The sequence below is a fragment of the Hyphomonas sp. UBA4494 genome (assembly GCF_002388935.1).
In the GTDB taxonomy this organism is placed as follows: domain Bacteria; phylum Pseudomonadota; class Alphaproteobacteria; order Caulobacterales; family Hyphomonadaceae; genus Hyphomonas.
Genome location: NZ_DGNK01000003.1, coordinates 126,525 through 144,482, shown reverse-complemented (window position 1 = coordinate 144,482; position 17,958 = coordinate 126,525). Strand labels below are relative to the sequence as shown.

16 protein-coding genes, 1 tRNA gene and 2 pseudogenes are annotated in these 17,958 nt (G+C 55.0%); 6 read left to right on the top strand and 13 right to left on the bottom strand.

Going from position 1 to position 17,958, the window contains the following annotated elements; translation table 11 throughout:
• The first annotated feature begins 2 nt into the window (after positions 1-2).
• Together B2P82_RS01430 and B2P82_RS01425 are read left to right on the top strand one after the other, a co-directional pair.
• Positions 3-467, top strand: a complete 465-nt coding sequence (locus B2P82_RS01430; protein ID WP_290494613.1) for a GNAT family N-acetyltransferase — start codon at positions 3-5, stop codon at positions 465-467.
• The gene (locus B2P82_RS01425) at positions 464-1,933 is read left to right on the top strand and encodes a RimK family ATP-grasp domain-containing protein (protein WP_206990980.1); all 1,470 of its coding nucleotides are present in this window, start codon (positions 464-466) and stop codon (positions 1,931-1,933) included. The genes B2P82_RS01430 and B2P82_RS01425 overlap by 4 nt, the downstream gene beginning before the upstream one ends.
• Positions 1,934-1,936: 3 nt before the next feature.
• Here B2P82_RS01425 and B2P82_RS01420 read toward each other — a convergent pair whose 3' ends face one another.
• Positions 1,937-3,760, bottom strand: coding sequence for a long-chain-acyl-CoA synthetase (locus tag B2P82_RS01420; protein WP_290494611.1), 1,824 nt, complete (start codon positions 3,758-3,760; stop codon positions 1,937-1,939).
• A gap of 136 nt (positions 3,761-3,896) precedes the next feature.
• Between B2P82_RS01420 and B2P82_RS01415 the strand changes: the two genes are divergently transcribed.
• From B2P82_RS01415 to B2P82_RS01405, 3 genes are all read left to right on the top strand, one after another.
• On the top strand, positions 3,897-4,772 hold the full coding sequence (locus tag B2P82_RS01415; RefSeq protein WP_034811262.1) for an acyl-CoA thioesterase: 876 nt from the start codon (positions 3,897-3,899) through the stop codon (positions 4,770-4,772).
• 54 nt (positions 4,773-4,826) lie between these two features.
• Positions 4,827-4,903, top strand: a tRNA-Pro gene (locus B2P82_RS01410).
• 204 nt (positions 4,904-5,107) lie between these two features.
• Entirely contained in the window at positions 5,108-6,463 is a 1,356-nt protein-coding gene (locus B2P82_RS01405) for a tyrosine-type recombinase/integrase (protein ID WP_290494609.1), read from the top strand.
• Between the two features lie 110 nt (positions 6,464-6,573).
• Here the strand turns inward: B2P82_RS01405 and B2P82_RS01400 are convergent.
• Positions 6,574-7,449: pseudogene (locus B2P82_RS01400) on the bottom strand (IS3 family transposase); the annotation flags it as partial.
• 50 nt (positions 7,450-7,499) lie between these two features.
• Here B2P82_RS01400 and B2P82_RS01395 point away from each other — a divergent pair.
• Entirely contained in the window at positions 7,500-8,549 is a 1,050-nt protein-coding gene (locus B2P82_RS01395) for an IS110 family RNA-guided transposase (RefSeq protein WP_290494607.1), read from the top strand.
• 221 nt (positions 8,550-8,770) lie between these two features.
• On the opposite strand, the pseudogene B2P82_RS01390 reads toward B2P82_RS01395, so the two are convergent.
• From B2P82_RS01390 to B2P82_RS01340, 11 genes and pseudogenes are all read right to left on the bottom strand, one after another.
• A pseudogene (locus tag B2P82_RS01390) lies at positions 8,771-9,052 on the bottom strand (transposase); the annotation flags it as partial.
• A gap of 134 nt (positions 9,053-9,186) precedes the next feature.
• Positions 9,187-9,579, bottom strand: coding sequence for a hypothetical protein (locus B2P82_RS01385; protein ID WP_290478658.1), 393 nt, complete (start codon positions 9,577-9,579; stop codon positions 9,187-9,189).
• A gap of 292 nt (positions 9,580-9,871) precedes the next feature.
• On the bottom strand, positions 9,872-10,165 hold the full coding sequence (locus B2P82_RS01380) for a hypothetical protein (RefSeq protein ID WP_290494606.1): 294 nt from the start codon (positions 10,163-10,165) through the stop codon (positions 9,872-9,874).
• Positions 10,166-10,266: 101 nt separating this feature from the next.
• Complete coding sequence (locus B2P82_RS01375; RefSeq protein WP_290494605.1) at positions 10,267-11,121, bottom strand: alpha/beta fold hydrolase; 855 nt, start codon at positions 11,119-11,121, stop codon at positions 10,267-10,269.
• Between the two features lie 66 nt (positions 11,122-11,187).
• Positions 11,188-12,066 (bottom strand): biphenyl-2,3-diol 1,2-dioxygenase, encoded by an 879-nt coding sequence (bphC, locus tag B2P82_RS01370; RefSeq protein WP_034738359.1) that lies wholly within the window; start codon positions 12,064-12,066, stop codon positions 11,188-11,190.
• A gap of 51 nt (positions 12,067-12,117) precedes the next feature.
• A complete protein-coding gene (locus tag B2P82_RS01365; protein WP_290494604.1) occupies positions 12,118-13,347 on the bottom strand; it encodes an NAD(P)/FAD-dependent oxidoreductase in 1,230 nt (409 codons plus the stop codon).
• Positions 13,347-13,673: a bifunctional 3-phenylpropionate/cinnamic acid dioxygenase ferredoxin subunit gene (locus B2P82_RS01360; RefSeq protein WP_034738357.1), complete on the bottom strand. Its 327-nt coding sequence runs from the start codon at positions 13,671-13,673 to the stop codon at positions 13,347-13,349. The genes B2P82_RS01365 and B2P82_RS01360 overlap by 1 nt, the downstream gene beginning before the upstream one ends.
• An 8-nt stretch (positions 13,674-13,681) precedes the next feature.
• Positions 13,682-14,245: an aromatic-ring-hydroxylating dioxygenase subunit beta gene (locus B2P82_RS01355; protein ID WP_045699447.1), complete on the bottom strand. Its 564-nt coding sequence runs from the start codon at positions 14,243-14,245 to the stop codon at positions 13,682-13,684.
• Positions 14,246-14,359: 114 nt separating this feature from the next.
• Entirely contained in the window at positions 14,360-15,739 is a 1,380-nt protein-coding gene (locus B2P82_RS01350) for an aromatic ring-hydroxylating dioxygenase subunit alpha (RefSeq protein WP_084146479.1), read from the bottom strand.
• A gap of 69 nt (positions 15,740-15,808) precedes the next feature.
• Positions 15,809-16,546 (bottom strand): GntR family transcriptional regulator, encoded by a 738-nt coding sequence (locus B2P82_RS01345; RefSeq protein ID WP_290494603.1) that lies wholly within the window; start codon positions 16,544-16,546, stop codon positions 15,809-15,811.
• Positions 16,547-16,784: 238 nt separating this feature from the next.
• Positions 16,785-17,825: an alpha/beta hydrolase gene (locus tag B2P82_RS01340; protein WP_290494602.1), complete on the bottom strand. Its 1,041-nt coding sequence runs from the start codon at positions 17,823-17,825 to the stop codon at positions 16,785-16,787.
• Between the last annotated feature and the right edge of the window lie 133 nt (positions 17,826-17,958).

The following is a 17,958-nucleotide window of genomic DNA, read 5'->3' as shown; positions in this document are numbered from 1 at the left end:
CGATGCACGAAATTCGCGCCGCCACCCTGGACGACATCGCAGCGCTGACAGACCTCGAGCTTGCCTTTCCGGAGGAAGACCGGTTTTCGCGACGCACATGGCGGCGCTTGCTGAGCGGGAATTCGGCAATCCTCGTATCCGACGGAAAGGATGGCCTGACCGGTGCAGCTGTCCTCCTGTTCCGCCGCAACAGCAAAGCCGCGCGACTCTATTCCCTATCCGTCGCAGAAGCTGCGCGCGGCACCGGGCTTTCCAACCTTTTCCTTGAAAAATGCGAAGACATTTCAAAGCAGCGAAGCTGCGATACACTCAGGCTCGAAGTGCGCGAAACAAATAGCCGCGCAAAGCGTCTTTACGAACGCCATGGTTATCGCGTAATGGCGCGCGCCGCAGGCTATTATCCCGATGGAGAAGCCGCACTTATATTAGAGAAGCCGCTGGGCGGCGTCTCGAGAGAGGATCAATGACCGATTGGGTCGTACTCGTAGAATCCGCCAACGACATCTCTCAGGCTGAGACGCCTCACAAGGTGCTGAAGGTATCAGACTATATCACCAAGCCGGCGCTGTTTTCCGGGCGACGGCCCTACATCCTGAATCTCTGCCGGTCCTATGGTTACCAGTCAGAAGGCTATTACGCCTCGCTGCTCGCCGAAGCGCGCGGGCACCGGGTCAGCCCCAGCGTCCAGACCATGGTGGAACTATCGGCCAAGGGACTCTACAGGCACGCCCTGCCCGATCTGGGCGAACGCCTGCGCGAAGCCCGCGCCAAGGGCGCGCCGGAGATCGAGCGTCTCTTCGTTGCCTTTTCCAAACCGGAAACGCCAGGTTATGAGCGTCTTGCCCGCGAGGTCTCCGACTGGTTCCGCGTGCCGGCGCTTGAAGTCGAACTGGACCCGAAATCTCCGCACGGCATTGGCCGTGTCCGGATGGTGCCACCTCACAAGCTGAAAGGCGAACGCCGGGACTTCTTCCTTGAGGCAATGCAGGCTTACACAAGCGGGCGCATCAGCGAGCCGAAGTCCAAAGCCCCCGCCAAATGGGCGCTGGCCGTGCTGGTCGATCCGCATGAGAAGACCGCGCCGTCAAAGCCGTCTTCGATCAAGCGCCTCGCAGATGTCGCTGCCAAGATGGGCGTTGAGGTTGAGACAATCGAACCATCGGACCTGACCAGTCTTGCCGAGTTTGACGCCCTGTTCATCCGCGCCACGACCCAGATTGATAACTACACCTACAAATTCGCCCGCCGCGCCGAACAGGAAGGCATGCCCGTCATTGACGACACGCAATCCATGATCCGGTGCACCAACAAGGTCTTCCTGAAGGAGATCTTGGAAAAGGCTGGCTTGCCTATTCCACACACGCTCATTCTCGATGAGAAGTCTGACCTTGCCGCCGTGTTCGAGACCTTGGGCAATCCAGTCGTGTTGAAGACGCCAGACGGTTCCTTCGGTACCAATATGGTCAAGGCTCGCTCTCTCGAGGAACTCCGAGCAGGCGCAAAGCAGATGTTCAAGGACACGGCCCTGATCATTGCTCAGGAATTCATTCCGACGAAGTTCGATTGGCGTATCGGGGTCCTCAATGGCGAACCGCTCTATGCCTGCCAATACCGTATGGCACGCGGCCACTGGCAGATTGTGAAACATGGTCCGGATGGCAAGACGAGCGAGGGAGGCTTCACCACTTTCCCGGTCGAGGATGCACCACCAGACGTGGTTGACGCCGCCGTACGCGGTGCGCGCCTGATCGGCGATGGCCTCTATGGCGTGGACCTGAAGGAAACCGACCAAGGCGTCGTGATCATCGAGATCAATGACAACCCGTCGATTGACCATGATGTGGAAGGCGCCATCCTGAAGGACGAGCTGTGGCGGCGGATCATTTCCTGGTTTTCCACGCGGCTCGAAGAGCGCATGGGCCGGGTCGCCTGAGACCTAGAAGCGGAACGCGCCGGAGATCAGCGATTCGTACCGATCCTGCGTGAACGGCACATATTGGCGCCGGTCGGGATGGTACATCCAGATCGGGTCATCGACCATGTCCGGATTGTAGCCCTCTTTCATCAGTTCCACTTTGCGATACTTCATTGTGCCGGTCGTATCAGGCTCACGCTGGATACGAATAAAAATCGGGATGGCATAGGCGGGCAGGCTTGAAGACAGCTCATAGTGCAGGCTTTCGAAATCGACGTCGCCACTCAACGTAACCGCCGCCATGCCAGCCTTACCTTCCGTCCCCGGAATTTCTACCCCATAGACATTCGCCGTGGCAATCCCGTCAGCGCGGATCATCGCATCGCTCACTTCGCTGGTGGAGACATTCTCTCCCTTCCAGCGGAACGTGTCACCAACCCGGTCAACGAAGTAGACATAGCCATTTTCGTCCTTGCGCATCAGATCCCCCGTCCGGAACCATTTGTCTCCGGGTTCAAACACGTCTCGGAGAATCTTCTTCTCCGTCGCCTTCGGGTCATGATATCCCGCGAACTCGAATTCGGTATCCGCAATACGCCCCAGCATTTCGCCGGGCTCATTCGTCTCCGCGCGGATCACGAATCCATCCTCGCCGCGAACGACGTCTTCCGTTTCGAGATCAAACTTCACGAACTCGACATGGTCAAACCGCGCCTTGAGCCATTTCGGTATGCGCCCGACCGCGCCCACGGTGCCGTCAATGCTCATCAAATTCACATTGCCATCCGTCGCGGCATAGAATTCCACGAGATGCCGAATGTTGAATCGCTCGCGGAATTCCGTCCAGATTTCCGGGCGCAGGCCGTTTCCGAACCCTGTTTGCAGCCGGTGCGCCCGCTCCTTAGGGTGCGGCGGGCGATTGAGGAGGTAGCGACACAGTTCGCCAATATAGACGATCGAGGTGACGCCTTCATCAACCACATCATCCCAGAAGGCGCTCGCCGAGAATTTCCGGCGCAGCACGATGCTGGCGCCGCTCATCATGGCCTGGCCGACGCCACAAATGCCGCCCGTCCCGTGATACAGGGGCAGCGTGATGTAAACCCGGTCCCGCGGGCCGGTATAGCAAGGCGCGATAAAGGTGCGCAGCATGATCTGGAGGCGGGAATTCGTGATCCGGGTTGCCTTGGGCATACCCGTCGTGCCGGACGTGTAGATCAGGAGGCACATGTCCTTGCCGCGCAGCTGCGCGCGCAATTCGCGCGACGGCCGTTCCGACGAGAGATTGGGCATCATGGCCGCAATGTCTTCGCCATGGGCGCCGCCCAGGGTCCAGACCTTCGGGGCATTTTCCATTCCAGACGTGGCGGAACAGACCGCACGGTCCTGATGCGGGCCTGTAATCACATGAGTGGCGTCGGAAATGGCGAGGCAATGTTTCAGGGACTCCCCTTCCAGATGCGTGTTCACCAGGGCGGTGACGACGCCAACCTTGGCGAGGCCGACCCAGATCGCGACATAGTCCGGGCAATTCTCCATGCAGAGCGCAACCCGGTCGCCGGCCTTCAGTCCGTGCGCCAGCGCCCAATGGGCAATCCGGTTCGCGGTGGCATCGAATTCGGCATATGTGGTGAGCTTGCCTTCAAACCGGAACGCGATGTTCCCGGCATGCTTGTCGACACTCTCCTCGAAATCGTCCGCAACGAGTTGCCGGGAGTCCGGCGTAACGTCGCCGATCAGCTTGTGCATCCGGATCGCCATGCGTAAAAAATCGAGATCACGCTTCATTTGCGAGAAGGAATCGCGAAACGGGACGGCGGCAGGAAGAGCGGCGGGATTAACCATGATACCTGCCAATACCGGAATATGGTGAACATGTTGTGACCAGAGAAAGGTGGATTGGACAGGAATCGCGCACTTGCACAGTTTGCATCCACGAATGCCTCTGCTAGCTGCTGATCACACGATTTGGAGACCACGCATGACCGACCCTGTTGGAGACCTTCTGTCCCTGCTCGACATCGAGCGCCTGGAACTGGACCTATTCCGCGGCCAGAGCCCGGATGAGCGCGCCAGCCAGCGGGTTTTCGGCGGTCAGGTCATCGCTCAGTCGCTGGTGGCGGCCTATCGCACCGTGCCGGAAGACAGGACATGCCACTCGCTCCATGCCTATTTCATCCGGCCGGGCGACCCGAAAGTGCCGATCATCTATCAGGTTGACCATTCCCGTGATGGAGGCAGCTTTACGACGCGGCGCGTGGTGGCGATCCAGCACGGAAAACAGATTTTCAACATGGCGGCGAGCTTCCAGACCGACGAGGAGAGTTGGGAACACCAGCACAAGATGCCGGAAGTGGACGGCCCCGACGGCCTGAAGGATCTTCGCGAACGCCGCCTGGAAATCGCCGACCGCCTGCCCGAGGCCCTGCGCGAGGATTTTGCCCGCGAACGCGACATCGAAATCCGTGACGTGGCGCCTCTGGACCTGATCCATCCCGAAATCGCAGACGATCACCACAATATCTGGTTCCGGGTCAGCCGCCCCATCGACGTACCGCCGGCGCTGCACCATTGCCTGCTGGCCTATGCCTCCGACATGGCCCTGCTCAGCTCCAGCTATCGCCCGCACGGCATTACCTGGCTGAACCACAAGGAATTGATGTCGGCCAGCCTGGATCACGCGATGTGGCTGCATGGACCCATCAAATTCGATGAGTGGCACCTCTACTCCATGGACAGCCCATTTGCCGGCAAAGGACGTGGATTCAATCGCGGAATGATCTTCAATATGGCCGGAGACCTCGTGGCAAGCGTTGCGCAAGAGGGTCTGGTGCGACGCTTGCGCACAAAAGACTGAATTCACAGCCGAAAGGGGCTTGCGCCGTGGCGCGACCCCATTATTACGGGAGTCCGGAGCGTAGCGCAGCCTGGTAGCGCATCTGGTTTGGGACCAGAGGGTCGGAGGTTCGAATCCTCTCGCTCCGACCATTCTCTCAACGGGAAATACGCCCGTACTTGTTGAGATTATCCTGTAAATACCAGCCTCTCCACGCGAAACCCCCACCCTGTCGCCTTGCGGCCAAATCGGACAAAGCCGGACAAATTCCGACTTCCCGAGGTGGCTCAGAGGTGGCTTGGGTGGCACAGGGCTTGAAAGCCACCGTCTTCAGACTCGAAAGAGAGCAAGAAGACATGGCCAATAACAGACTCAAACTCACCCAAACCAATGTTCAGCGCCTTATCAGGGCGCATGACGGGGCAAAAAAGGTGCGCCACTGGGACACTGAGGTCCCGAAACTGTTTTTGGCCATCACGCCGAAGGGGAGCGCAGCCTACAAGCTCCAGATCGTGAAACCCGACGGCAGCAAGACAGACGCGAAACTGATCGCCGCAAATGACGGCTCTCCCGAAATTGCCCGCGCCATGGCCATGAAAGAATTAGGCCGGATGGCGATGGGAGAAGCAGACCTGGTCACCCGCAAACGGAAAACCAAGGAAGCGGCCGAGAAGGAAAAGACTTCCACGTTTGCCGCCCTCGCCACCCGGTTCATGGCGACGCCCGAGAAATCCCCACCTCGGGTCAAGCAACGCACCTATGATGAACGCGACAGGCTATTGAGAGTCCATATCCTGCCTTCGCTTGGGGAAGAACAATTCCGGCAGATTACCAGGGCGCAGATCCGCGAACTCGTTCGCGCGATCCAGGCCGAGGCAGCCAAGCACCCCCGCGCCAGGGAAGGCAGCAATCCCGGCGCAAAACTCGCCAATGAATGCCAGGGTGTTATCCGTGCGGTGTTCAACTGGGCCATCGAAGAAGAACTGGCAGATATGAACCCGGGCACCTTCCGGAAACTGTTCAAGGACACACCCGACAAACGCTCCCAGATGCCTGACGGGGCGCTGAAGCTCATGTGGGACGCATTGAACGAAGAACTGCGACGCGACGAGGGACGTCACGGCTGGGGATCCGCGCTGGCCATCATGCTACATGCCTACACCTTGCAAAGGCCCGCCGAAATTGTTGCTGCCCGGCGCGACCAGTTCGACTGGACGCACGGAAAGGAAATGTGGCGCATCCCGGCCGGCCAGACAAAAACAAACGAGGTTTACGAGGTGCCGCTGTCACCTCAGGCAGCCGCGCTGTTCCGCGAAGCACTCTCCAAACACAGGTCGCCATGGGTGTTTCCGAACAAAGCGGGCGATGATCACATTCGCCACGACGGTCCGAAACAGCGCTGGATGAGAATACGCAACAAGCTGGTGGCGGAGGCCCGGAAAGTCGATGAGCCCTGCCCACTCGACGGCGTTCAACTCTATGACTGCCGGCGCCTCGGCCGGACCCTTCTGGTACGAGAGCTCGGAGTGTCACCCGTGATCGCCGAGGCGTGTATCAATCACGCGCCCGACCGATCAATGCACACGCGTTATGATGTGGGTGAGAATATTGACGATGTTCGCCGAGCGATGGAGTTGTGGGGCGACGAGGTGGAACGGCTTGTCGGTAAACACTCGCGAATAGCGATGTTGACCATTTCGAGAAACGCATGAAGGCAGTGAAGTGTTAGGGTATGATGATCCGGCTTGGACGCTAAAATCCGGCGGCGATTTTAGCCTCTCCACCATTTGAAATGCTTGGCTCTGGTGGTCCGGCCTTGGCGTTAAAATCCAGCGGCGATTTTGACCTTGCCACCATGGCACAGGCCGACGTTACGGGCAAACTCGGCGGGAGATTGCCCATTGTGAGCCATGTGAGGCCGGCTCTCATTGTAGTCGCGTCTCCATGCCTCGATCAGCCGCTTTGCTTCGACCAGGGAAGCAAACCAATTGATGTTCAGGCACTCGTCACGCAGCGATCCATTGAAGGACTCAATGTGGCCATTGTCCGTAGGGGTGCCGGGGCGCGAGAAGTCCATTTTGACCTTGTGATGATATGCCCAGAGGTCCACGATCTGGCCGGTAAATTCGGCGCCATTGTCGGCAAACAGCGCCTGCGGAGCGCCGCGCAGGTAGACCAACCGGTTCAGGACCCTGGCGACATCCTCGCCCCTCAGGCGTGATCCGACTTCTATCGCCAGGCACTCGCGGGAGTAGACATCAATCACTGTCAGCAAGCGGATCTTTGCGCCGCTGGACAGCTGGTCATGAACGAAGTCCAGGCTCCATGCCTGGTTCAGTCCTGAGGGTTTACAGCGCGCTTCGCGATGAACCGCCATCTTTCGTCTGCGGGGCCGTTTGGCGCGTAAACACAGGCCTTCTTCACGGTAGAGCCGATAAACGATGTGCTTGCCGACCTGCCAGCCCTCTCGCTTCAGCATGATATGAACACGCCGGTAGCCGAACCGGATCCGGGTCGCCACAATCTCATGCATGCGCTGGCGCAGCTCGGTCAGCGGGTCCGTCCACAGCGGCTTCCTTTGCGTTGAACGGTGTTGCTGCGTCAGGCGGCAGGCCCGTCGCTCGGAGTAGCCGTGTGACGCCCGCACATAGTCTACTACCTGTTTCATGAGCGATGGCCGGGGAACTAATGAGATGGCCCGCCCCGTCTCTCTGCGGCAAAGTGAAATGACAACCAAAGGAGGAACCAATGATTAGAAATGCCCCTAAAAATGCTGCCGTGTTCGGCATCGATCTTGGCAAGAACGTATTCCACATCGTGGGCACAGATGCGCAGGGAAGTGTGATTCAACGAGTGAAGTTCCGAAGAGACACGCTGCTGCAATTCTTCGAACGCGCAAGCCCCACAATCGTCGGCATGGAAGCGTGTCCCGGCTCGCAATGGCTCGCTCGCAGGCTTGGCGCGATGGGGCACACGGTTCGGATTATGCCGGCCCAGTTCGTGAAGCCATATCTTAAGGCAAACAAGTCTGACACGCTCGAGGCAGAAGCCATCGCCGAAGCCGTGACACGGCCAACGATGAGGTTCGTTCACGTAAAAACGACTGATCAGGTCGACATCCAAAGTTTGCACCGCATCAGGGATCAGTTGGTCAGACAAAGAACCGGTCTGATCAATCAGATGCGCGCGTTCTGTCTGGAATATGGCGTTGCCATTCGTCAGGGCGCTGGTGTGTTCAAGCTGGATTTACCGCGCGTTCTTGCCGACGAGGAAAATGACCTAACGCCTGCGATACGTCGCCTGCTGACAGACATGTTCGAGGATTTGCGGCACCTAGAGGCCCGTATCAAGACAATCACTGTCGAGATCGAGGCACTGGTCGCGCGCGATGACGTTGCTCGGCGGCTCACGACGATTCCGGGAATCGGCCCACTCGGTGCAAGCGCCCTTCTGGCAGCGGTCGGTGATGGAAGACAGTTCCGCCGAGCACGTGACCTGGCTGCCTGGCTTGGGCTCACGCCCAGAGAGCACTCTACCGGCGGCAAACAAAAACTTCTGGGCATTTCAAAACGAGGGAACACATATGTGCGACGGCTGCTTATCCACGGCGCCCGCTCCTGCATCATTCACCTCGACCGCAGCAGGCACCGACTTGGCGAGTGGCTCGATGCCTTGCAGAAGCGCAAGCACATCAACAAAGTAACCGTTGCGCTCGCGAACAAGATGGCGCGCATGGCGTGGGTGATCATTACCCGGCCAGGCGCGCTCTATGAACGGCGCGATCCGGCCCTAGGCTGAGGACTGCGCCCCAACAGATTGCGAGGCTCGGGAGAATGATGACGAGACAGTCGATCGGCATATTGTAAACCCGCCGCAAAAAAGCGGGCGATCAGCCCGAGGTACTTAGTGGGAACAATGTGCGCGTATCTCATCATGGCCTGGCTGCAACAGCAGCCCACTTGCGAGAGGCCGGATACATTTAAGCAAACTGTTACTCGTCAGACACCACCCGAAATCCCTTGCAATGACGGGGCGGACCATACATTTTTTAACAGCACGTCCTGAAGGACCGCCTTGTCCAGGCTAAGTTCGGCGACAAGCTTCTTCAGTCGCGTGTTCTCATCCAGAACCTGCTTCAGCTCGCGGACCTGATCGGACTCCAGACCCGCGTACTTCTTCTTCCAGCGGTAATACGTCATCTCTGAAATGCCGAGTTGCCGGATCAAATCCGCAACCGGCATACCCATATCAACCTGCTTCAATGCAGCCACGATCTGTTCCGTTGAATAGCGCTTCTTCATGTCGAATTTCTCCTTCGAAATCCGCCAGAAAACTAACACACTTTCCGGACCACTTTCACCAGCTCACGTCATGTGATCGAGATGTGGAGACGCGATTATAATGAGTGTCGGCCTTTAACAACATGCTGATTCCGTCAAGCGACACCTTCACTGAATGCGCGGATGAGTTGGCTGAGCGCTCCCTCGGCTTCAGCGAAGCACGAGCCCGGTTCGCCCCGCTCATGATATTCGCTAATGACTGCCAGGCAGATAGCTGCTAGCTCTCTGGCTAATCCATTCGCGCCTGCGGATGCTTCGAGGCTTTTGCGAAAATCATTTGTCAATCGATTAGCAGCCGCGCCGACCTTGCGGGATTCGACGTTCGGACGCGCGAGCAACAATTCGCGCCTCCGAAGATGCCAGCCTTTCTGAACGAGAGACAAGGACGGCTTACCAAGTTCGGCGGCAACGAACCCGTCGATCAGATTGGCAAGCAAAGTGCATACAGCCAAGACTGCTACGTCATTGCGGAAACCATTCTCAAGCATCCTTGTTTGCGCAGTATAAAGGCCCAAAAGAATATCGACGGCGGCAGATGAGAGCCTCCCCACAGGCACGTCAGCTTTGTCATCGCCTACCGCATTTCTCGCCAATGCCGCGACAACAGTCACTCGCCCGGACCCGATTGAAGTTTTCTGCACAAGAACAATAGTCTACATTTCCCCGAAGAGAGCCGGCCTCACAGCGGCAAGACCAATCGAATGCGTAATAACTCATGCTTCGGACAGCTTGTTCAGAAGCAGAGCTAGCCAAGGCGAAGACTCTTATACTGGAACCTGTTTAGGGAGCACATACCGCCACGATTTTCTGAGACGTTTCGGACAGCCCATTGATGCGCGCTTGCCGATCCGGTATTCCTGCCGATTCAACAAGCTCGTCAATGGACTCTTGTCCTTGTTCTTCAGCGCCTGTTGCTAAGCACTCACAAAAATCCTGACTCTCCTCCTCGCTCAAACCGTCAGCAACAGAAACCGTTACGCAGACGCGCCGCAAATCATCTCGGCCCTCCGCTTGCGCGCTCGCACAATACAGGGCCGCAAAACCAGAGGCAATCAAAGCAAACTTTTTCAACATTTTACCACTCCTTTTTTAGTCCTTGTTCGAACTTAATTATTAAGTCAATTGCAGCATACGAATTTTAGATATTTTCGTTTCGCACTAACGACGCACCGCACCTATTTTTCTTCCGCCTCCTGAATGAAATTCATGACGAGTTTTTCAAATCTCGCAGCATGTTCAATTTGCGCCCAATGCCCGCACTCTCCAAAGACATGCAACTGAGACCTCTTGATTAACTGCGACAGCCGCAGGCCATTTTCCAGCGGCACAACCACGTCTTCACGCCCATGAATAACCAGAACCTCATGAGGAATTTTCTGGATATCGCGTTCATCACTTGCCAAGTGCTCCAGCCATCTCCCCCGAGGCGCAGGAAACATCGCTGAGAATGACTCCTGAAAACCCGGACGAATGCTTGCTTTGTACCGTAGTTCAGCAAGCTCATCCGTTACCAAACTTCGATCATATGCAAAGATATCCAGCAAACGGCGCATATTTTCAATGGATGGAGAATACCCCCAAACCTGGTCAAGTCCCTCACTCAGCCCCAACGCCAAACCCGCGCTTCCCATCAGAACAATGCGCCGAACTCTATCCGGGTGTCGAATGGCCATCGCAAGAGAAATCGCACCCCCGAAGGAATTGCCTACGAGATCGGTCCGTTCAATATCAAGAGCATCCATCAACCCAACAACCTGGTCGAGCCAACTTTCCATATTATAGTAGTCTTTACCCGGACGTTCTGAATATCCGAACCCGAGCATATCAGGAGCAATTACTCTGGCCACCTCACTAAAATTTGGCATTGCCAATCGCCAGTTTGCCCAAGCTGAAACCCCCGGCCCTGATCCGTGAATCAGAAAGAGCGGTTTCCCAGAACCGAGATCATGATAGTTCGTCTTTACACCGTGAACTTCAATGTTACGTGCGATCTCTGGGTTGGTATTTTCAGATACGCTCTGAATGGCCATGCTAGAATCTCCTAAATGCAGCGTCGGGGGTCGGACGGATCTGGATCAGTTTTGCGGACGCGCCGCTCAAGCTCCTGTGCCCATAAACTTATGTCCCCACATGCTGATGCTGTCATATCGGACGACAGACCAATCTGACTCGATGGGTCGAGCGCCCCATCCATACTCGACAGCAAAGCCGGAAGGCGTGACGCCGTAGAACGAATACATGTGGTCATTTGTGTGCCGACCGAGCGTCATCACGATCTCATTCTTCTCTGACACGCGATCATATGCGCGCCCGACATCATCGAACGAGCTTACTTCCAGCATAAAGTGGTGTAACTTCTTGGAGGCGGGCGCTTGGATTAATGCCAGGCTATGATGGCGCCTGTTGCAATGGAGAAAGTTCACCTGAAGCTTCACGTCCGGATTGACCTGCCAGTCGATGATGTCGGATAGCTCCATTCCCAGTCCACGGATGTAGAAATCCAAAGAACGTTCAATATCTTCAACACTCAGGACATAGTGCCCAAGTCCCTGATCCTGAGTTAGAAATCCAGATACACCCGTAGGCGAAATAAACGGCTCTTCGTAGAGTTCGCTGGCACCATAATACACCTCAATCTTGATCCCTGACGGATCAAGGCAGGATACCAAATCAATCACTCCCCGTTGCGCCAACAGCTTGGAATCGGCCTGCTCGACGGAGATACCCATTTCCTTTAGTCTTTCAGCGATCTCAAGCATCTCGGCCCGATTCGAAGCTTCGAACCCCGCATACAAAAGATCATCTGCGGCACCCGGATGGACTGCAACCCGCCAATTACGAGAATCCATTCTCAGAAAGAGAGTGTCATTTCTCGTCCCAGCGTCCATTAGCCCTAACGTTCCGGTTGCGTAATCCCGCCACGCATCAATGTTTGATGCAGAAAAACCCAGATATCCCAACTTCTTAACGCTCATTGTCTTCTCCCTGTCTTTTTGATTTTAGTATGTATCCGTACTTATTGTACTTCACGCGACCGTCTTTGCCGCCAATTTGAAAATGTCTTTCATGCGAATGAGTGGATCACGAATTGATTTCGCATCTACCTGCATCCTCCGTTCAATGATTTTTGATGCGAAAGAAAAATCTGCCGGCTGGTTTATTGAAACAACAGATTGAAGCTCCCCACCATTCAATCGACACACCGTCATTCCGGTCCCTCCGGGATCAACCCGAGTGACGACATCGCCAGGACCAGTGACTTCGCCCATCATCTGTATCCGATGCCCCGCTATCTCCGTCCAAGAAATCGGAACTTGCGGTGCTGGCTCACCCTTTCCGAGCATTGCTCCCGCAGCCACAGCCGCCTGGTTTTGAGAATTCAGATAAGTCTCCAGACTGCGGCGCCCTCCGCTCCTGAGAGGCCAACTTGCGACATCGCCCGCTGCGTACACCGTGTCGCTTGAAGCCATACCAACTGAATTTACAATGATGCCCCTCGCGCACGCCAATCCAGCATGCTCTGCTAAAGCGGTGACCGGCTCCGCACCAACGCTGACGATTGCCAGATCACCAGAAAATCTTCTTCCGTCGCCGCATCGTACTTCCCGGAACGAGGGGTCTAGATCTACATGAGTAATTGAGACACCCGTGTGGACTTCAACCCCTATGGCCTCCAATTCCTCTCGACACCACGAGCCTATTGTCTTGCCCAGAACACGCAACAAGAGCTCATTGGCAGTCTCAAGGATAATCGCCTTTGCACCCATCTTCTGAATTGTAGTGGCAAGCTCACATCCAATGAGGCCTCCCCCGATGATGATGACTTGTGCCCCAGGGGAGATTGCTCCCTGTAGAGCCACGCAATCGTCAAGTGTCCGCAGTGAGTAAAGTCCCGGCGTCTCGCTATGCGCATCTAGACGCAGAGACCGCGCCCGAGACCCAGTGGCAAAAAGGAGCTTGTCAAACTTGAGGTCCGAGCCAGAGCTCACCTCAATACGCATCGAGGGCAAGTCTATTGTTTCAACGCGAACTCCCAGACATTTCTCGACCCTGAATTCTTCGCTCCAATTACAACCCATTAACAAAGGGGGGGCAGATTTGGTCGCTAAAGCAGACTTGGACAAAGAGGGTCGATCATATGGCTCATACGGCTCGTCGCCAAAGAGGAAAATCTTTCCCTCAAACCCCTGGTCTCTGAGCGACCGACACGCTGTCGCCCCCGCCAGACCCGCACCTATGATCGCGAAACTCTGCATCAATCGTTGACCTTACCAGATTCGAAATCCACGTAGACGTCGTTGCCCTCCACCTTCACGGGATAAACAGTTAAGGCCGCGCAAGCGGGTGGAGCCTTCACTTTTCCCGTCCGCACACAGAATTTTCCCCAGTGAAGCGTACACTCAATGACGCCATTTTCGAGAAAGCCATCCGCTAACGACCAGTCGCCATGTGTGCAGCGGTCCTGAGTCGCGAGGATCTCTCCGTCTAAGTTGAATAGCGCGATAGGTTCGTCGAACAACTCCACCCGCAACGCGTCACCTTCAGGAACTTCGTCTAGGCTGCAAACTTTCTTAAAAGCCATCACGATACCTAGAAAAAGATGCTGAGATTATTAGAGAGAATCGTACTTTGATCGATGTGTATGGTTCTCTTAGCGATCATGAAGCCGAGCTTGTTGTCACTGCGGCGCAGTACATCCATTCGCTCTCCTGCAAAAATATCGACCTGCCGTTCCAGACGATTTCGGTAAAGAATAAATGACGACGTCACATGAACTTCCTGATCATCACTTGCATCGTTAATGATGACGTTCGCTATGATGTGGCGCGTTCGCGAAGCCGGGCTTTCAGACCATCCGACATCCGACATTAATTTCCGCTGCCGCCCACGCATCATCACTAGATCATCATCAAAATGCGCGTACTCACCGTCCTTAGAGTATTCGAGCTTTTGATCGCGCCTCGTGCGATTCGTTCTCAACGGCATAAAGTACCTGATGTCCTTGTCCAGAAGGTCAAACCAATCGTTGAACTCGTGCCGATCAAGCAGAAGAGACTCCTTATAATAGAATTGCTCAACTTCATGCTGCAGCAGCAGAGCGGCAGTGCTTATCTGCGACGCTGATGACTCTGGTCCCACTTTTTCTTTCAGCATAATTATCTCCAATTTGCGCGATTTATGCGCCCGTTATTCGCGAGGGTTAATAGAACTATCGGTTGAGCGCACTTCGCTCTGCCTACGAAACGGGTGATCCGCTCACAGACCTCCCTACTTTGGCCCGAGTGTGTCCCAATCAGGTTCAGTCATCATACGGATCCACTGATGATAGAGTCCGCGAGCGGCTTCTTCATTGTACACATACCCAATACTGCCCGGGTAATGCGGATTATCGGCAGCAGAACGACCTTTTCCCATTTGAATGTTGAGCCGGCGCTTCCTAGCCTGATGCCCTCGCAACACAGCCTGGATTTCGACCCAGTTTTCACCATCGTCTTGCTCGAATACGCCTCCGGCAGAAAACGTTCTTAATGTCTGACGGCGGTACTCTTCCTTGATCTCGTCAGGAGCATCAGCATCTACAACTGTAAATGCCCATATCTCTGTCTCGTTCGGGCCTCTCGGCTGCCAGGTTCGAACGGTGTTGATACCGGGAAGGAATGAGCAGGTTGGGAAAACAGTCATGTGCTGGACCATCAATTGACGCGCACGCTCTGCGCTTCCCAAGCGCCTCTCCGCCCTGGCGGCCGCTTCACCTTCCGTCCAATATTTAGCAATCTTGGGCCCCATGATAGCCACTAGCATACCTGGCTCTCCGACATAGAAACCCGTTCCATGCCCGCCCCACTTCGCCCTGAACTGGTATCCCACCGTCGGAATCTTCGCATCCGAAAGCTCCATACCTTCGGGCAGGCCCGCCTCGATACCGGACAGATGGGATACGGTTCCGGCATGATACATGTCACTACAAAACTGCTCAGCGGCAAACTTCCAGTTGCATGGGATAACCCATTTCTGCATGCCGCTGATAACTTCAGTACCCGCCTCGGTTCGATCGAGCATGTGGTCCATGTAGAATGTCGCGTCGCCAAGATACTCGCGCAGATTTGGCGCGTTTTTATCCCAGTTCGCGAAGATCAAGCCCTTGTAGGTCTCAACCCTTGCCTGGCCCGGCCCCCACTCGGCCTTGTTGAAGTCCTCACAGAATGCCTCAGACTCATATGGTACGTTCACCAAGTTTCCGCCGATGTCGTACGCCCAACCATGATAGCTGCATGTAAACGATTTTGCGTTGCCGCCATCGGTTCGACAGATTCTCATCCCCCTATGCGGGCACTGGTTTAGAAAAACCTTCAAGCTTCTATCTTTTTGACGCACAAGAATGACGGGATCCTCGCCCATATAGGCCGTCAAAAAGTCACCGGCTTTGGGAACATGTGTCTCGTGCCCGAGCATAATCCATGATCGTCCGAAAACGCGTTCCTGTTCCAACTCATACAGATCCTGATCTGAATAAATTCTTGGATCAAGCGTGCCATTCTCTTCGTCAAGCAGAGCCGTTATCTCCTCGACATTCCAAACATTTTTCTTCTCGAACGCCTTTGGTTCGTGCCCGATGTTCAGGCGCGTCTTTGTTTTAGCCGTCGTCATATTTGTAACCTTCCTTGATATCATGAGCCGCCCATGCCTCCATTTTTAATATGAGGCCTGCCGGCAGAATTAGCCTTCCTTGTCCGGACTTTCCAAAATCAGACCACGCCCCTTCAAGAATTCTACGGCTGACCAAATATGAAAAGATAGCGCCTCAACCGCCGCATCGGCGTCACGCGCAATGGCCAACTCGAAAATCTTCTCGTGTTCAGAATGAGCCAACACGCCAGGGCTTACTCGACTGGCTGTAGACAACCGCCGGTAGCGTTCCGCTTGCTTGTAGAGAATAACTCGGAACTTCTGCACCCAGCGAGAGGAAGAAGCCGATACGAGCGCATCATGAAATTCCTGATTGCGCTGCTCCCATATCTCGAATCCTGCGATTGGATTAGCTTCGAGCCTTTTCTCCGCAAGGGACAGTTGGTGATATGCTTGGACAACCCGACCTTCCCAGTCATCTTTCCCGGATACGATACTATCCCGCAACGCTGATGCTTCCAGCAGGACCCGCGCCTTGGTCAAATCCTCGAAATCAACAAGCGACATCGGCGCCACTCGAAAACCTTTTTGGGATTGAGTAAGGACGAGCCCATCCGACACGAGAAGAGATAACGACTCCCTCACAGTGCCAACACTCACTCCATAATTTTCACTAAGTGGCTGAAGCCGCAGCTTGTCACCCGGTCCATACTTGCCGTGGATAATATCGAGACTCAACTGCTCGTAAGTCGACTCAATCAGGCTCCGAGGCCCGTCTGATTCGGACTCAAATTCCGTCCGGCGCTGGAACATTTCACCCGTGGACATGATTGATAGTCTCTTCCTCACCTTGGATTATTCTTTTTTATCAAATAAAATTATTTTTTTTCTTATGTCAACAAAATTCAGGATTCATTCCCAATTTCTCAGCATTCCGTGTGGGCCATAGAGTCCCACACACGCCCGATATTCGTGTTCATTATCCTTTGCCCAAGCGCCTGACAAAATGTTCACTCGAGAGATAATCCAGACGCACGTTAGCGTTCGCACTTCCGCGTAGCGCGCCTCAAACAAGCACTCTCATGAATCTCAAAACCAATTCATTTACTTCCTCAGGCCGTTCTTGTTGAATCCAATGACCGCATCCGGATAGAATGTGCGACCCGACATAATTCGGAACGAACTCGCCTACACGATCAATTGCCTCTAGCCCCCATCCTGTCGTGACATCGCACTCTCCCCCAATAAACATCGCAGGTGGAAGAAGCTGAGTGCCGTCATGTGACTCAAGCTGCTCCCAACTCTTTTGAATACCTCGATAATAGGAAAAAGGCCCTATCATTCCTGACCGCTCGAACTCTTGCGTATAGAAGTCCAAATCATCCGTTCCCAACCAGACCGGAAGATCGGCTGGCGCATGCATTTTGTCCCGCATTCGAGCACCAAACGGTATACTAAGGGCGCTCGCACGTATGATGTCCACTTGCGGTAAGTCCAAAAGTCCAGACAAACCCGCACCCTTCATACTCTCGCCTGAAAAGGCCCACAGAACGTCGCGCATCCAACCACCCGAATCTTCTTCGAATTCCCGTATGGCCGGTGCCAGCGAACCAAAATAGTCCTGATAGAATTGTTGGTCTGGTCCAGCCAATTCTTTATGAATATCTTCTGGAGAGCGTTCACCGAAAGGAGAGCCAGGCAGAGCAATTAGCCCGCGCCCAGAGAAAGGAATTGCAAGCCCCACAACGCCACGGAAGATTTCAGGATGCAACCAGGCCGCCGTCCAGGCAATCATTGCCCCCCAGTCATGCCCAACGACAACGGCACTTGAGGCACCTAACGCCCTGACCACACCCACGATGTCCTCGACAACAGATTTGATCAGATAATATTCGGAGTCCAAGAATTTGGATGATCGCCCATAGCCTCTTAGATCAATGGCAACGGCCCGGTAACCGGCCTCGGCTAAAGCTGAAAGCTGGTGGCGCCACGAATACCAGGACTCCGGAAAGCCGTGAACGAGTATGACTAGTGGGCCTTCGCCTTCGCACACGGCGTGAATTCGGGCAGAGCCGACAGTCAAGAATTGTGAGCTTCTTTGTTGCATGATTTTTTCCGAAATCAGAAATCAAAATTGTCTCTGTACGTCCGTGAAGGTCGGTTCCAAAAAGCAAGTCCGGATAGCCCCTCGGGAGGTATCCTGCTGCTCCGAAATAACTTGACCGCATAGCTCTCCGCCG

Bases quoted from the DNA above. Each gene is read 5' to 3' on its own strand.
- B2P82_RS01430 (WP_290494613.1), top strand. From the start codon at position 3: ATGCACGAAATTCGCGCCGCCACCCTGGACGACATCGCAGCGCTGACA.
- B2P82_RS01425 (WP_206990980.1), top strand. From the start codon at position 464: ATGACCGATTGGGTCGTACTCGTAGAATCCGCCAACGACATCTCTCAG.
- B2P82_RS01420 (WP_290494611.1), bottom strand. From the start codon at position 3,760: ATGGTTAATCCCGCCGCTCTTCCTGCCGCCGTCCCGTTTCGCGATTCC.
- B2P82_RS01415 (WP_034811262.1), top strand. From the start codon at position 3,897: ATGACCGACCCTGTTGGAGACCTTCTGTCCCTGCTCGACATCGAGCGC.
- B2P82_RS01405 (WP_290494609.1), top strand. From the start codon at position 5,108: ATGGCCAATAACAGACTCAAACTCACCCAAACCAATGTTCAGCGCCTT.
- B2P82_RS01395 (WP_290494607.1), top strand. From the start codon at position 7,500: ATGATTAGAAATGCCCCTAAAAATGCTGCCGTGTTCGGCATCGATCTT.
- B2P82_RS01385 (WP_290478658.1), bottom strand. From the start codon at position 9,579: ATGCTTGAGAATGGTTTCCGCAATGACGTAGCAGTCTTGGCTGTATGC.
- B2P82_RS01380 (WP_290494606.1), bottom strand. From the start codon at position 10,165: ATGTTGAAAAAGTTTGCTTTGATTGCCTCTGGTTTTGCGGCCCTGTAT.
- B2P82_RS01375 (WP_290494605.1), bottom strand. From the start codon at position 11,121: ATGGCCATTCAGAGCGTATCTGAAAATACCAACCCAGAGATCGCACGT.
- bphC (WP_034738359.1), bottom strand. From the start codon at position 12,066: ATGAGCGTTAAGAAGTTGGGATATCTGGGTTTTTCTGCATCAAACATT.
- B2P82_RS01365 (WP_290494604.1), bottom strand. From the start codon at position 13,347: ATGCAGAGTTTCGCGATCATAGGTGCGGGTCTGGCGGGGGCGACAGCG.
- B2P82_RS01360 (WP_034738357.1), bottom strand. From the start codon at position 13,673: ATGGCTTTTAAGAAAGTTTGCAGCCTAGACGAAGTTCCTGAAGGTGAC.
- B2P82_RS01355 (WP_045699447.1), bottom strand. From the start codon at position 14,245: ATGCTGAAAGAAAAAGTGGGACCAGAGTCATCAGCGTCGCAGATAAGC.
- B2P82_RS01350 (WP_084146479.1), bottom strand. From the start codon at position 15,739: ATGACGACGGCTAAAACAAAGACGCGCCTGAACATCGGGCACGAACCA.
- B2P82_RS01345 (WP_290494603.1), bottom strand. From the start codon at position 16,546: ATGTCCACGGGTGAAATGTTCCAGCGCCGGACGGAATTTGAGTCCGAA.
- B2P82_RS01340 (WP_290494602.1), bottom strand. From the start codon at position 17,825: ATGCAACAAAGAAGCTCACAATTCTTGACTGTCGGCTCTGCCCGAATT.